The 12,864-nt window shown below is 70.7% G+C and carries 15 protein-coding genes, 1 tRNA gene and 1 pseudogene; 9 read left to right on the top strand and 8 right to left on the bottom strand.

What is annotated here, in order from left to right:
- Positions 1-124: 124 nt before the first annotated feature.
- The 3 genes from ACFYZ3_RS19500 to dcd form a co-directional block, all read right to left on the bottom strand.
- Complete coding sequence (locus tag ACFYZ3_RS19500) at positions 125-256, bottom strand: hypothetical protein (protein WP_263446916.1); 132 nt, start codon at positions 254-256, stop codon at positions 125-127.
- A gap of 158 nt (positions 257-414) precedes the next feature.
- The gene (locus tag ACFYZ3_RS19495; protein WP_388519056.1) at positions 415-924 is read right to left on the bottom strand and encodes a phosphoribosyltransferase; all 510 of its coding nucleotides are present in this window, start codon (positions 922-924) and stop codon (positions 415-417) included.
- Positions 925-952: 28 nt separating this feature from the next.
- On the bottom strand, positions 953-1,528 hold the full coding sequence (gene dcd / locus ACFYZ3_RS19490; protein WP_388519053.1) for a dCTP deaminase: 576 nt from the start codon (positions 1,526-1,528) through the stop codon (positions 953-955).
- Positions 1,529-2,036: 508 nt separating this feature from the next.
- On the opposite strand from dcd, the gene ACFYZ3_RS19485 reads away from it, so the two are divergent.
- Positions 2,037-2,110 (top strand) — tRNA-Gly (locus ACFYZ3_RS19485).
- 258 nt (positions 2,111-2,368) lie between these two features.
- Here ACFYZ3_RS19485 and ACFYZ3_RS19480 read toward each other — a convergent pair.
- Positions 2,369-2,746: an ArsR/SmtB family transcription factor gene (locus tag ACFYZ3_RS19480; protein ID WP_388519050.1), complete on the bottom strand. Its 378-nt coding sequence runs from the start codon at positions 2,744-2,746 to the stop codon at positions 2,369-2,371.
- A gap of 174 nt (positions 2,747-2,920) precedes the next feature.
- Between ACFYZ3_RS19480 and ACFYZ3_RS19475 the strand changes: the two genes are divergently transcribed.
- From ACFYZ3_RS19475 to ACFYZ3_RS19455, 5 genes and pseudogenes are all read left to right on the top strand, one after another.
- A complete protein-coding gene (locus tag ACFYZ3_RS19475) occupies positions 2,921-4,063 on the top strand; it encodes an FAD-dependent monooxygenase (protein WP_388519047.1) in 1,143 nt (380 codons plus the stop codon).
- 169 nt (positions 4,064-4,232) lie between these two features.
- Positions 4,233-4,540: pseudogene (locus tag ACFYZ3_RS19470) on the top strand (TerC family protein); the annotation flags it as partial.
- A 128-nt stretch (positions 4,541-4,668) separates the two neighbouring features.
- Complete coding sequence (locus ACFYZ3_RS19465; RefSeq protein WP_388519044.1) at positions 4,669-6,372, top strand: SpoIIE family protein phosphatase; 1,704 nt, start codon at positions 4,669-4,671, stop codon at positions 6,370-6,372.
- A 399-nt stretch (positions 6,373-6,771) separates the two neighbouring features.
- Positions 6,772-7,293, top strand: coding sequence for a DUF5994 family protein (locus ACFYZ3_RS19460; protein ID WP_388519041.1), 522 nt, complete (start codon positions 6,772-6,774; stop codon positions 7,291-7,293).
- A gap of 100 nt (positions 7,294-7,393) precedes the next feature.
- Positions 7,394-8,434 (top strand): fatty acid desaturase family protein, encoded by a 1,041-nt coding sequence (locus tag ACFYZ3_RS19455; RefSeq protein ID WP_388519038.1) that lies wholly within the window; start codon positions 7,394-7,396, stop codon positions 8,432-8,434.
- A 258-nt stretch (positions 8,435-8,692) separates the two neighbouring features.
- Here the strand turns inward: ACFYZ3_RS19455 and ACFYZ3_RS19450 are convergent, their stop codons facing one another.
- Both ACFYZ3_RS19450 and ACFYZ3_RS19445 read right to left on the bottom strand, forming a co-directional pair.
- On the bottom strand, positions 8,693-8,977 hold the full coding sequence (locus ACFYZ3_RS19450) for a hypothetical protein (RefSeq protein ID WP_388519035.1): 285 nt from the start codon (positions 8,975-8,977) through the stop codon (positions 8,693-8,695).
- Positions 8,974-9,567 (bottom strand): DUF5994 family protein, encoded by a 594-nt coding sequence (locus tag ACFYZ3_RS19445; protein WP_388519033.1) that lies wholly within the window; start codon positions 9,565-9,567, stop codon positions 8,974-8,976. The genes ACFYZ3_RS19450 and ACFYZ3_RS19445 overlap by 4 nt, the downstream gene beginning before the upstream one ends.
- Positions 9,568-9,873: 306 nt before the next feature.
- Between ACFYZ3_RS19445 and ACFYZ3_RS19440 the strand changes: the two genes are divergently transcribed.
- Complete coding sequence (locus tag ACFYZ3_RS19440; protein WP_388519030.1) at positions 9,874-10,275, top strand: DUF5994 family protein; 402 nt, start codon at positions 9,874-9,876, stop codon at positions 10,273-10,275.
- Here the strand turns inward: ACFYZ3_RS19440 and ACFYZ3_RS19435 are convergent.
- The gene (locus ACFYZ3_RS19435; RefSeq protein WP_388519027.1) at positions 10,243-10,776 is read right to left on the bottom strand and encodes a DUF5994 family protein; all 534 of its coding nucleotides are present in this window, start codon (positions 10,774-10,776) and stop codon (positions 10,243-10,245) included. The two genes, ACFYZ3_RS19440 and ACFYZ3_RS19435, sit on opposite strands and share 33 nt — an antisense overlap.
- A gap of 260 nt (positions 10,777-11,036) precedes the next feature.
- Positions 11,037-11,384 (bottom strand): hypothetical protein, encoded by a 348-nt coding sequence (locus ACFYZ3_RS19430; RefSeq protein WP_388519024.1) that lies wholly within the window; start codon positions 11,382-11,384, stop codon positions 11,037-11,039.
- 144 nt (positions 11,385-11,528) lie between these two features.
- On the opposite strand from ACFYZ3_RS19430, the gene ACFYZ3_RS19425 reads away from it, so the two are divergent.
- On the top strand, positions 11,529-12,176 hold the full coding sequence (locus tag ACFYZ3_RS19425; protein ID WP_388519022.1) for a dihydrofolate reductase family protein: 648 nt from the start codon (positions 11,529-11,531) through the stop codon (positions 12,174-12,176).
- Between the two features lie 87 nt (positions 12,177-12,263).
- Positions 12,264-12,659 carry a helix-turn-helix transcriptional regulator gene (locus tag ACFYZ3_RS19420; RefSeq protein ID WP_361011822.1) on the top strand — a complete coding sequence of 132 codons (396 nt, stop codon included), beginning with the start codon at positions 12,264-12,266 and terminating at the stop codon, positions 12,657-12,659.
- Positions 12,660-12,864: the final 205 nt, after the last annotated feature.

Below are 12,864 nucleotides of genomic sequence, written 5' to 3'. Positions count from 1 at the left end.
CCCTGGGGTCTAGCCAGAGCCGGGCCCATACGCGGAGTCGTTAAGCGGGTCCGGCCGACCAATCAACGGCCGGGCTCGCTTTGCTTTGCCCTGCCTTCGTCCGGTGCACCACTCAACGTCGACGCTAGCGCGCCAGCTGCTCCACACAGCCTGCGACTGCCGAGATCGCCATCAGGATCGCTATCAGGATCTCGGCCTTCGTCGGGCGAGGTCGCTGATCACGGTTCGGCTCTTCCGGCTTTCGCAGTTCTGCCATGTCACACTTCCAGTCCGGTCGTGCTAGCCCCTGGCGTGCTGGGGCCTTCGGCTCTTAGGTCCGAAGCTCAGGATGGACCGGAAGTGGACGGCACTAAGCATATCCGTCGGCACTGACACCCACGGGGGGCCAATGTGCAGCGCCGGCAGCGAACAGGCTTACAACGCCTCCGTGTTCATCTTGGGCGCCTCCCCTGACCTATGTACTGGAGGCAAGACACTCCACGGGAAGTTGATCCAGTCATCGGTGCGCTTCCACACGTACTCGCACTGGACGAGCGAGTGGGACTTCTCATAGATCACCGCGCTGCGGACCTCGGCGACCGTGTCGAGGCAGAAGTCCCGCACCAGCTTGAGCGTCTTGCCGGTGTCGGCGACGTCGTCGGTGATCAGGACCTTCTTGTCGGAGAAGTCGATGACGTTCGGGACCGGCGCGAGCATGACGGGCATGTCGAGGGTGGTCCCGACCCCGGTGTAGAACTCCACGTTCACGAGGTGGATGTTCTTGCAGTCCAGCGCGTACGCCAGCCCACCGGCGACGAAGACGCCCCCGCGGGCGATGGACAGCACTATGTCCGGCTCGTACCCGTCGTCGGCGACGGCCTGCGCCAGCTCGCGCACGGCGACGCCGAACTGCTCGTAGGTCAGATTCTCCCGAACATCACTCATGCGCGCGTCCCGCCTGCGTTCTTGCTGCTCATACCTGGGTCCGATGGAAATTGAGGAAGGACCGGGAGGCGGTCGGCCCCCGCTGGCCCTGGTAGCGGGACCCGTAGCGCTCGCTCCCGTACGGGTGCTCGGCCGGCGAGGTGAGCCGGAACATGCACAGCTGCCCGATCTTCATCCCCGGCCACAGCTTGATGGGGAGAGTCGCGAGATTGCTGAGCTCCAGCGTCACGTGCCCGGAGAACCCCGGGTCGATGAACCCGGCGGTGGAGTGCGTGACCAGCCCGAGCCGCCCGAGCGAACTCTTCCCCTCCAGCCGCGAGGCGAGATCGTCCGGCAGCGAGACGACCTCGTACGTACTGGCCAGCACGAACTCGCCGGGATGCAGGATGAACGGCTCGTCGCCCTCCGGCTCCACGAGCCGGGTCAGATCCACCTGCTCGACGGAGGGGTCGATGTGCGGGTACCGGTGATTCTCGAACACCCGGAAGTAGCGGTCGAGACGCACGTCGATGCTCGACGGCTGCACCATGGAGTCGTCGAACGGATCGATCCGCACCCGCCCGTTGTCGATCTCGGCCCGGATGTCCTTGTCTGAGAGAAGCACGCACCGAGGATACGCAAGACGCGCGGAGCAGCGACAACCGCCGCCGCGCCGCGCGCCCGAACCGCTCTGCGCCTGTGCTACCGCTTCTCCGCGCCCACGGGCACGGCACTGCGCAACCGCGCACACCGCGGACATCGGACGAGCCGACCGGGGCCGAGTCGATCGGCCTGCTGCATCGGGAACGAGGTGGCGGTGAACACGTGCCCATCGGCACAGCGGACGACGGTGCGCTCCATCAAGTCCTTCAAGTCCCTTCCCCAAGAGCCGCGTCTGGCTTACTACCCTGACGACAAAAGCCACAGTACGGGATGAAAGAGACGACTCTCCAGGCGGCACTCCGCCCTCACGCACACCCTCTGCGCGGCCCCCACCGTACGCCCCAACTCCGAGCCGCCGCAGCCGCATCCCCACCCCGGAACGACCACCGGCTCCGCGGCGCGAACACCAGGAGCCGGGCATGGGGTAGAGTGAGCGAGCGTCCAGGCACCGACCTCGGTCGGCGTCTTACGCGGGTGTAGTTTAATGGTAGAACATCAGCTTCCCAAGCTGAGAGCGCGAGTTCGATTCTCGTCACCCGCTCCACGCGAAACCCCCGGGTCATCGACCTGGGGGTTTTTTGCTGTCCAGTCCAATCGCAGGGTGGCGTGCCCTCCGCGTGTCCCAACTACAGTTCGGCGACGCTCAGTCGACGCGACCCTGCGCAGGCAGAACAGGTATGGCCGCATCGCGGGTGAGCCGGCACGAGCAGCGCCTGCCGTCGGGCGGCGATCACCTTCGCACCCGCGACGCGCTCGGCCACGTGCGAGCCGGGCGCGGGCCGGATTCGGGCGAGGTCGCGGCTCAGGACCGACTCGGGCTCCCCTCAGGCGTGCTCGGCTGTGCTCCGCGAGGAGCGGTACCGCTCGGGGGCTCTGGTCCCAGGAGCGCGAGCAGCCCGGGGAATCTCTTCTCGATGTCCGCGCGTCGCAGCCGGACGCCCTTGCGGTTGCCGTAATCGATCTCGTCAATGAGACCTGCCTCGCGCAGGGTGCGGAAGTGGTGGGTCTGGGTCTGCTTCGAGATCGGCAGATCGAACGAGTTGCAGCCCCGCTCGTTGTCGCTGCGGTCGGCGGCCAACTGCGTCACCACCGAGCGACGGTGCTCGTCGGCGAGGGCGCGCAACACCGCACCCAGATCGAGCGCATCGGCCTCCGGGCCGGCCAGGTTCTTCCCGGTCACGCGGCACCCCCTTCAGGTACGACTTGAATCGTACCTGAAGGATGTGCTCCACTGAGGTACGAAATTCTTCGTACCTGGATCCGGGCTGCGCTGTCCCGTGCCGCCGCTCCCCGAGGAGGCCCGGCCCGGCACTCGCCGGGGACCTGGTCATCGACTCTCCGAGAGGTCATCGTCATGAAGAAGCCCGAGGTGCTGATAGTCGGTGCCGGAATCGCAGGGCCCGCGCTCGCGTACTGGCTCTCCCGGAACGGCTACCGGCCGACGGTCGTCGAACATGCCCGGCAGCTGCGCTCCGGTGGCAGTGCGATCGTCGTGAAGGGGCCCGCGATCCCGGTCGCCGACCGCATGGGCATCCTCCCGCAGCTCCGCGAGCTCGCCACCCGCAATCGGTCACTGACCCTGCTCGACCCCGACGGCAGGCGAATCCTGCAACTCCCGCTCACCTCGGACAAGGCTCCGACGGTCGAGGTGACCCGGGCCGACCTGTCCGAGGTGCTCCACCGGTCGGCGCAGACCGGGACCGAGTTCCTGTTCGATGACACGGTCACCGCTCTCGACCAGGACGCAGAGGGGGTCGACGTCACCTTCCGGCGGTCCGCGCCACGGCGCTTCGACCTGGTAATCGGTGCCGACGGGATGCACTCCACGGTACGGCGCCTGGTATTCGGACCCGAACGGCAGTTCGCGAGCGACCTGGGCCTGTACGGCGCGACCGTGCCGCTGGAACCCGACGCCGTCGAAGACCCGAGCGAGATGACGATGCTGACGGTGCCGAACCGGACCCTGGTGGTCCACCCCTCGCGGACCACTCCGCTCGCGATCTTCACCTTCCGGGCCGCGCGGCCGGCGCCCCACGACCGCAAGAACATCGCCCTTCACAAGCAGACCGTGGCCGACGCCTACGCCGACGTGGGGTGGCGGGCGCCGGAACTCGTGGCGGCGTTCCTCGACCACCCGGCTCCGTTCTTCGACCCCCTGACCACCATCCGGGTGCCCTCGTGGTCCCGCGGACGGGTCGTACTGCTCGGGGACGCGGCGGCGGCGACGGCCCTGCTGGGTGACGGATCCAGCATGGCGATGGCGGGCGCGTACACCCTCGCACAGGAGCTCGCCGCCCATCCCGGTGATCACGCGCGCGCCTTCGCCGCCTACGAGTCGCGACTCCGCCGTGAGGTGGGTCCGCGGCAGCGACGTGTCGGTCTGCTCTCCCGGCTCATGGTGCCCCGCACCCGGCCGGGCCTCGCGGTGCGCAACGCGGTGGGCCGCGCGGTCGGTCGCACGAACCGGATCGCCTCTCGCGAAGCCGCGAACCGGTAGACCGGGGCCGGGTCCGCGTATCGGCGATGCGGGCGCGGCCATCGACGACTTCCGGGGGCCCGGCGCGTGTGCGGACGACAAGCCTGAACACCTGAGCCAAGATCCTTGCAGGAGCAGGTTGCGCACCAGCCTTCGTGAGCTGTCTCCCGTGCTCGACGTGCCGTTCTGGCTGTGGGCGGTGTTCGCCGTCACCGTGGTCGTGTCGGCCTCGCCCTGGTCTCGGCGCGGTCGTCTTCCTGGTCCTGGGCACGGCACCGGGGGGAGTACACCACCGCGTGGCTCCTGGAGAAGAGCCTGTCGGTCGACAACCTGTTCCTCTTCGCGCTGATCTTCGCCTACTTCAGAGTGCCGCGCGCCTACCAGCACCGTGTGCTGTTCTTCGGCGTCATGGGCGCTCTGGTGTCCCGGGGCCTGTTCCTGGCCGCCGGGGTGGCCGTGGTCAGCCGGTTCACCGCGGTGCTCTCGGTGCTCCTGGCGAACCCCTGGGCCGTACCCGCGCGGTGTACGCCGACTGCCCCGATGCCGTGCGAGCAGGGCCGCGTCGGAGCACCATCGACGGGAAGGCAGCCTCTGGAAAGTCCGTGTGCGATGGGGTGGGTGATGACGTGGGGCCGTGGCCGACGGACGAGCCGGGTTTCTGGCGGCAGGTCGTCCAGCGGCTGGCCACTGCGGTGCTGGTGCTGGACACAGCCGGACGCGTGATCGCCGCGAACCCGGCGGCCGAGCGGCTGCTGGGCCGCACCACCGCGGCGATGCGGGGCGCCGACGCCCACGATCTGCTGCACCGGGACGCGGACGGCAACAAGGTGCCGCGGAACCGGTGCCCACTGCTCCACGCGCTGGCAGAGGAGAAGGGGGCGCGAGGGGAGGGCGGCACATACCTGCGCGGTGACGGTCGTCTGCTGGCTGTCACCTGGTCCGCGTCCCCCTTGATGGAGGACGGTTCCGTGAAGGCCATGGCACTGCTGTTCACGGACGCCACGGAGGACCACCGCGTCCACCGGGAGCGAACGGCGCGCACGCGTGCTCTGGAGGACCTCAACGAGCGGCTGACCCTGGTCGCGGAGATCACCGACGTCCTGGGGCAGACCCTGGAGACCGACGAGGCGCTGGCCCGCCTGGTGCGCCTGCTCGTGCCCCGTCTCGCCGACTGGGCGGCGGTGGACCTGCGTACCGGTTCCGGCGAGATCCACCGGGTGGCTGTCACCGGGCCGGAGGGACAGGACGCCGGATTCCAGGGCTGGCGCGCACCCGCCCCGGAGGAAGCCGGCGAAGGGGAGGACTCGCCACTGGGCCGGGCGCTGACCGGTGGCGAATCCGTACTCCAGGAACGGGTGGCTGCCGTCACCCCGGCCGCCGGCGACCCTCCTCTGGCCGCTCTCCACCATGGCTTTCTGGCAGCGGTGGGCGCCAGCTCGGCCGTCACGGTGCCGCTCGGCGCCCGGGACCGGATCACCGGGGCGCTGACGGTGGTGCGCACCGACCCGGCGCACCCCTTCGACGAGGGGGACCTGGCGGCAGTGAGCGACGTCGGCCGCCGGGTGGGCGTGGTCGTCGACAACACCCGCCGCTACGGCCGTCAGCGTGCCGTCGCCGAGGCCATGCAGCGCAACCTGCTCGCCCCGCTGCCCCGGCCGGGCCACCTCCGGCTGGCCGCCCGCTACCAGCCCGCACCTGCGGGCTCCCAGGTCGGCGGAGACTGGTACGACGCCTTCATCCTGAAGGACGGCGCGCTCGCCCTGGTCATCGGTGACGTCGTGGGCCACGACCTGACCGCGGCGGCCGGCATGGCCCAACTGCACGGCATCCTGCGTTCACTGGCCTGGGACCACACGGGACCGCCCGGCGCCGTCGTCGACCGCCTCGACGCCGCCATGCCGGTCATCACCACCGTCCCGCTGGCCACCCTGATCCTCGCCCGTGTCGAGGGCGACCCGGACACAGGCCCCTGGACGCTCCGCTGGACCAGCGCGGGGCACCCGCCTCCGCTGCTCCTCTCCCCGGACGGCACCGCGTGCTACCTGGAAGCCGGCCAGGGACTGCTCCTCGGAACCGAGCCCGTCGGCGGCGCGGGCCGACCGGACGCCACGCATCCCCTGGAGCCCGGCTCCACCCTGCTGCTGTACACGGACGGGCTCGTCGAGACACCGGGCAGCGACCTCGACACGGGCCTGGAGGAGCTGCGCCGGCACGCCCTCGCGCTCGTCCACGAACCGCTGGACAGGCTGTGCGGAGACGTGCTCGCCCACCTGCCGCCCGGCAGCACCGACGACGTGGCCCTGCTCGCCCTGCGCGTACCGCCGCCATGAGACGTGGTGGCCGTCGGTCCGGGCCGGTGCAGCGGAGGCGCCCACCGCTCCCACGGCACCGATGACCGGCTGTCACGCCGTCTTTACGCACCGAGGAGTACGCTGACGAGACCGAGGGCATCAGGCACGCCGGTGGCGGACCGGCTCCACCCCGGTATCCACCGGCGTTCATCACGCGGGAGGGTCTCCCCCTCCACCGCTCATACGCCCGCCGACTCCCTTCCCGCCCGCTCGCGTTGGTCGTCGGCGCCTTCCTCCGGCAAGAGCGGCCAAGCACGACGACCTCCAACACCCGGAGCCCCCGGTCGCGTCCGGCGCTGCCCCGGCAGGGCAGGCGGACCGCAGGCCGCCGTGCCCTGCCGAACAGGCGGGCAACCCACCTCGTCAGAGAGAACCCACGTGATCACCACAGGCCCCACCGCACCGCCCACCCTGCCTCTGCCCCTGCCGCTCCCCCTCGTCCGCCTGCGTCTCGCGCCGCACCGCGCGCTGCCGCGCCGCATCGACGGAGTGTGGTGGCCACACTCCCGCGACCTTCTGACACAGCTCCCGAAGATGCTCGCCGCCTTGCCGAGCGCGTGGGGCGACATCACCGGCGTCACCGTGGACGCCGCGGCCTGGTCGGCGGCACCGGGGCGCATGTTCGTCGCCAACCAGGTCGTACGCCTGCACAAGGCCCCCGCGTCTCCGCAGGCCCCGGATCGGGTCGTCCTGCTCTCCCCCGGGCTCGGCCGTTGGGATCTGCAGGTGATCCCGCCGGATGCGACGGAGGAAGCGGCCGCTCTGCTCACGGCCGCCGCCCTGGACGACCGACGGCCCGTCGCCGGTGGAGAAGCCCGGCCCCTGTCCCCGACGGCTGCGGCAGGTCCGCACGGCCGTGTGAGACCGGCCGGGCGGGGAACCCGCGCCCCTCGGTGGTAGGAGCCGCCGCGGACACGTCCGTGTACGCACCCGCTCCCCGTGCCCGACTCGCCCTGGGGCCGACCCGAGTCATCCGCCCGCTTCTCAGAGAGACGTCCTCATGACCATGGCCACCACCACCGCCACACGTTCCGACACTCCCGGCAGCGACTTCGCCCGGCTGTCGAAGAAGATCGCGGATGCCGGGCTGCTGGGGCGCCGCCCCGGCTACTACACGTTACGGATCACCGCGGTGACCGGGCTCTACGTCGCCGGATGGGCCGCGTTCGTCCTCGTCGGCGCCTCCTGGTGGACCTTGGCGATCGCCGCGTTCCTGGCCGTCATGTACGGACAAGTCGCCCTGGTCGCTCATGACATGGCCCACCGGCAGGTGTTCCGCCGCCGTCGGGCCAGCGAGCTGTCCGGCCGGATCGCCGGCGCGTCGATCGGCATGAGCTACGGCTGGTGGCAGGACAAGCACACCCGTCACCACGCCAACCCCAACACCGAGGACCTCGACCCCGACATCGGCCCCGACCTGCTCGTCTGGTCCCCGGACCAGGCCCGTGCCGCCACCGGACTGCCCCGCCTCCTCGGCCGCTGGCAGGCGTTCCTGTTCTTTCCCCTGCTCACGCTGGAAGGCTTCAACCTGCACGTGGCGAGCGGCCGGGCCATGGCCAACCGCCGGCTCAAACGCCGGACACTGGACGGCGCTCTGCTCCTCGCGCACTGCGCCGTCTACCTGACCGCCCTGTTCTGGGTCCTGCCGCCCGGCATGGCGATCGCCTTCCTCGCCGTCCACCAGTGCCTGTTCGGCGTCTACCTCGGTTCGGCCTTCGCACCCAACCACAAGGGGATGCCGATCCTGACGGCCGACGACCGCCCCGACTTCCTCCGCCGCCAGGTACTCACCTCACGCAACGTCAACGGCGGCCGGTTCACCGACCTGGCGCTCGGCGGTCTGAACCACCAGATCGAGCACCACCTGTTCCCGAGCATGCCCAGCCCCAACCTGCGCAAGGCCCGCGCCATCGTCCGGCGGTACTGCCGGGACCTGGGTGTGGACTACGCGGAGACGGGCCTGGTCGCCTCCTACCGGCTGGCGCTCACCAGCCTCCACGAAGCCGGCGCCCCGCTCCGACGGACCCGCGCCCGCGCCTAGGGGGTGTCGTTTGGATCAGGCCGGCCGCAGCCTGCGGTGCCTTGTGGCCGACCCGAGCGGGGCGATGGGGGTTGCTCCCGCGCACGGGGGTCCCCCCGCTCGAACGCAGTCGAGCGGGGGGGGAGAAGCCGAGCGGGGGGGGGAGCGTGCAGCTGCAAGGCGGAGGAGGGCGACAGGGCGGAGCCCTGGCAACCGACGACAACGCCCGCAGATGCGCTGCCGGCCCCCGCGACCCCGGCAAGATCGAAACGACTCCCCCTAGCGCGCCGAGACGCCGTGGGTACGGCGCCGAGGGCGCAGCCGTCCGCGTCCGCCGCCCCCACGTCCCCGGCGTTCGCCGGCGTCGCGCGCGGCGGAGGCCCGTCGGCGTACGGCCGACCCTTCGTCCGTCTTCCGGTCGGGCGCGACGACACCGCCACGGCCGTAGTGGAAGGCGGCGCTCCTGTCCCCGTGCTGAGAGTTCAGCCGGTGGATGAGGAACGCGCCTGCCGCGATCACCGCCAGCAGCACGATCACCGTCACGAGGATGTCCACGGTCCTCACGCCCTCTCCGGCAGGTCCGCCGATGCCTCGGTGACCGCCCGGTCCCGCGCGGGAAGGACCAGGACACCGGCTCCGTGTCCCCCTTCGGACTCCCACACCGCCTCCCCGGTGCGGTCGTCCTCTTCGGCGGCCACCGTCTGACGCGCAGCCTCCGCCACCAGGCTGCTCGCGGAGGAGGTCCGGCGCGGGTCGCCGGCCGCCGCCATCAGCCACGTGGCCGCGGCCGGAGGCGTCCGTGGGGGAACGACCAGCAGGTTCCAGCGACCCACGTGGTAGGAGAGCAACAGGAGTTCGTGCTCGTCCTGCTCGAAGCGGAACCAGCCCACCTTCACCACGTGCCCGGCGACAGGCACCTTGCGCGGGACGACCGGCCACTGGGCGGGATTCACCGTGACCCGCGTGATCCGCCCCCATAGCGGATCGAGAACGGACACCAGGGCAGGCAGTTCGGCGGTGAGATCACGCGAACGCGGCCACCAGGCGCCGTCCAGCAGGGCGGGTGCAGAACCGGCGGGAGCGAGTGACAGACGCACAGACGACGTGGGACGCCGGTCTTGGGACGTCATCGGAGGGGAGACGGTCGCAGTCATCGCGCGAACCCTGCCCCGGGCGGGCCTGAGCCGACCCGGCGTATTCGATCATCGAGAACGGCACAGGCGCTTATGTCCGTGCACGGAGTGTCCCCGGTTGGTTCAGCCTACTCTTCGCGGCGTCTGAGCGGGCCGTACGCCGGGGCGGTACGGCCGATGAGGCCGATGCCTCTTGTCGGGCCTCGTCGAGGAGTAACCTGAGGACGTCGAGGGCTTTCGCGCACCGGCGCCGCCGGTCCCGCCCTCGGTCACCCACCCACCGGGCGCTCCGTCGGTCGACGCAGGCCCGCAGTCAGGCTTTTCATCATGACCTTGAACACCACTCAGCGTTGTCCGCACACGGCACCGTTCCGGCCACGTGCCGCGCGCCTCGTCCTCGGATCCGCCAGCCGTTTCGGCCGCCCGGACGGAGCCTGGTGGCCACGGACCCGCGACCTGGCACGGGAACTCGGCGAACTCGCCGACGTGATCGATCCGCTGTGGGGCCGACTCACCCACGTGGCCGTCAATCCCCGCCACTGGCAGCCTGTCCCGCACGGTGGGGTCGTCGTCAATGGTCACGAGGTGGCGGTCGACCGCTTCGCCGAGGTGCTCAACCCGCACAGGATCCTGCTGCAGTCCTACACCACCGGCCGTTGGGATCTCCTCGTGGTACCGCCCCCGACGAGCGCCTCGTCAGCGGCCCGGCTCATGGCGGCCGTGACGTGACACAGCGTGGGGGGCGTGCCCCGGGCCCACGCCTTCCGCAGCGGTGTCGATGAGGATCTGTTCCGCCGGCGTCCGACTGCCGGCGCGCACGGCCGCGGCCATGGCGGCGCGCGCCGCGTCGAGCGCGGTGTGCGGCGGAATCACCAGTAGCGAGAAGAGATCATTGCCGCCCCGGGTGATGAGGACGGTGTCGTCTCCGACCGGGAAGGAGTCGATGTGGACGACGCGGCCGTCGATCGTCATCCGCGTCGGCAGTCCGTCCCAGGCGTCGCTGTCCAGGCCGATACGTGTGATGGGCCCGAGGTACTCAGACAGCGCGGAGACGAGGCCGGGAAGTTCATTGGTGATGTCGCGGGAGCGGGGCCACCACGCCCCGTCGAGTGCGCCCTTCCGGTCATGGGTCGTCTCAAGCCGCACCACCGCGCTTCCCGGTCGTGGAACGGCCTGGTGCACGGCGTCGGGCAGGAGCCTGGTCACCCGCGCGGGACCGGGGTCGGACATCGCACTCGCCTGCCTCTCGGGGAACGGCAAACCGAAAGCCTCCTGGCTTCACCGTACGCCTCAGCCGACGACGGCCGGGTCCCCCGGATCATCGAGGGCCTCGCAGTCACCGCCGCGAACCCCTGGGTCATCGGCCCGGGGATCTTCGTTGTCCAGTCGCCTTGGCGGACGGCGCGCCCTTGCCTGAATCTCTGCGGCTTCGGCGGACGCAGCCGTGGCAGGTCACGGGTGACGATTTCATCGATCACGATGCCGCGAACTCACGCGTCCTGCCTGAGCCCTTGGTCGATGCGGGTGCGCAGGGAACGCAGCGCTTGTCTGAGTGCTGCCGGTTCGATGGCCGTGAGGTCGGCGTCGAAGGTCAGCAGCAGTCCTGCCGGCCCCGCCCATGACCACGCTCCGAGCGTGAGCCGGCAGCTGGAGTCGGTGGCGTACTCGACCGTCGCCCCGCCGGGGGCGAACCGGGCGACGACGGGCGCGGGCAGTGCGACGAGCGCCGACCCGCGACATGGCCATTCCGCCGGGATGCCACCGCGGTCGTGCGTGATGCTCGCGCTTGCGAAGGCCGCGGCCGGACACGTCGACCAGTGACCGCCGGGGAGAGGCACGTTACTCAGCTCGCCGCACGGCCTTCAGTCAGTGGAGCCGAGTTCGTGAGAACTCGCGCGCCGCTGTCGATTCCGTCGGGTCCCGTTCGACATCTTGATGCAGGACGCATCGCCGGGAAGCAACAGGACCTGATGAGGGAACGCATGGATCAGCTGCTGCGAGTACAGAATTTCACCGTCTCACGCGACGGCGTCGCCGCCGGTGAGGACCAGAGCCTGGAGCGGCCCTTCGGCCACGCCGTCGACCCGGGGCGGCTCATGGCCTGGGCCGGCGCCACGGCGAGCTGGCCCAACCGCACCGAGCCCGGGGGGAGCCGGGGCCTGGACGACTACTTCACCCGGGACTTCAGCCACAACATCGGCGCCGAGATCATGGGCCGCAACAAGTTCGGGCCCCAGCGCGGCCCGTGGCAGGACCACGAGTGGCAGGGCTGGTGGGGTGACGAGCCGCCGTTCCACACGCCGGTGTTCGTCCTGACCCACCACGCGCGTCCGTCGTTCACGCTCTCCGACACCACGTTCCACTTCGTGGACGGCGAACCCGCCACCGTGCTCGCGCGGGCGCGGGAGGCCGCACAGGGCAAGGACGTCCGGCTCGGTGGCGGTGTGCGCACCGTCCGGGAGTTCCTCGACGCCGGCCTCGTCGACACCCTGCACGTGGCCGTCGCGCCGGTGACGCTCGGGTCCGGGCTGCGCCTCTGGGACTCGCCCGAGCAGCTGCTGGACCGGTACCACATGGAGGTCGTGCCCAGCCCGAGCGGCATGACGCACCACCTCTTCTGGCGTCGATGACAGGAGGGGGAACGCCCGGCCCGACGTCGGGGAGGCTCCGGCCTCCTCGGTGACGGCCCTTCCCGCCGCTGATCTATCTTGGCGGCCATGCAGTCATACACGATTGGCCAGGCCGCCCGGCTGCTCGGCGTGAGCCCGGACACCGCACGGCGGTGGGCGGACGCGGGCCGGGTGGCGACCCATCGCGACGAGGCCGGGAAGCGGCTCATCGACGGGAAGGACCTGGCCGCCTTCTCCGTGGAGCTGGCGCAGAGCGGGAGCGGTGAGGAGGACGCCTCCCACACCTCGGTGCGCAACGCCTTCCCCGGCATCGTCACCGCGATCAAGCTCGGTGACGTGGCGGCCCAGGTGGAGATCCAGGCCGGTCCGCACCGGCTGGTCTCGCTGCTCACGCGGGAGGCCGTGGAGGAGTTGGGGCTGGAGGTCGGGGTGGAGGCCACCGCCCGGGTGAAGTCGACGAACGTGCACGTCGACCGGGTCTGAGCCGGCCGGCCCGTCTGTCGGGGCGCACCCGGCAGGCCCGGCAGGCCCGGCCGCCCAGTGCGCCGTATGAACGCACATGCCAGGTGATGGGATCACTGATCCCGCTCATGCGAAGTGCCAGGAGACTTTCGGCTTGCATCTGCGGCAGTATGCTCGTCGTATGTTCCGTCCCTGACCCGCATGCCCTGACCTTCGGGAGTGGACT

Origin of the sequence: Streptomyces sp. NPDC001599, from assembly GCF_042893535.1 — a bacterium.
GTDB lineage: Bacteria > Actinomycetota > Actinomycetes > Streptomycetales > Streptomycetaceae > Streptomyces.
This window is presented reverse-complemented; position numbering and strand designations above follow the sequence as displayed.

Coding starts and splice junctions, on each gene's coding strand:
- ACFYZ3_RS19420 (WP_361011822.1), top strand. CDS start 12,264: ATGCAGTCATACACGATTGGCCAGGCCGCCCGGCTGCTCGGCGTGAGC.
- ACFYZ3_RS19500 (WP_263446916.1), bottom strand. CDS start 256: ATGGCAGAACTGCGAAAGCCGGAAGAGCCGAACCGTGATCAGCGACCT.
- ACFYZ3_RS19495 (WP_388519056.1), bottom strand. CDS start 924: ATGAGTGATGTTCGGGAGAATCTGACCTACGAGCAGTTCGGCGTCGCC.
- ACFYZ3_RS19455 (WP_388519038.1), top strand. CDS start 7,394: ATGACCATGGCCACCACCACCGCCACACGTTCCGACACTCCCGGCAGC.
- ACFYZ3_RS19475 (WP_388519047.1), top strand. CDS start 2,921: ATGAAGAAGCCCGAGGTGCTGATAGTCGGTGCCGGAATCGCAGGGCCC.
- ACFYZ3_RS19440 (WP_388519030.1), top strand. CDS start 9,874: ATGACCTTGAACACCACTCAGCGTTGTCCGCACACGGCACCGTTCCGG.
- ACFYZ3_RS19425 (WP_388519022.1), top strand. CDS start 11,529: ATGGATCAGCTGCTGCGAGTACAGAATTTCACCGTCTCACGCGACGGC.
- ACFYZ3_RS19445 (WP_388519033.1), bottom strand. CDS start 9,567: ATGACTGCGACCGTCTCCCCTCCGATGACGTCCCAAGACCGGCGTCCC.
- ACFYZ3_RS19435 (WP_388519027.1), bottom strand. CDS start 10,776: ATGTCCGACCCCGGTCCCGCGCGGGTGACCAGGCTCCTGCCCGACGCC.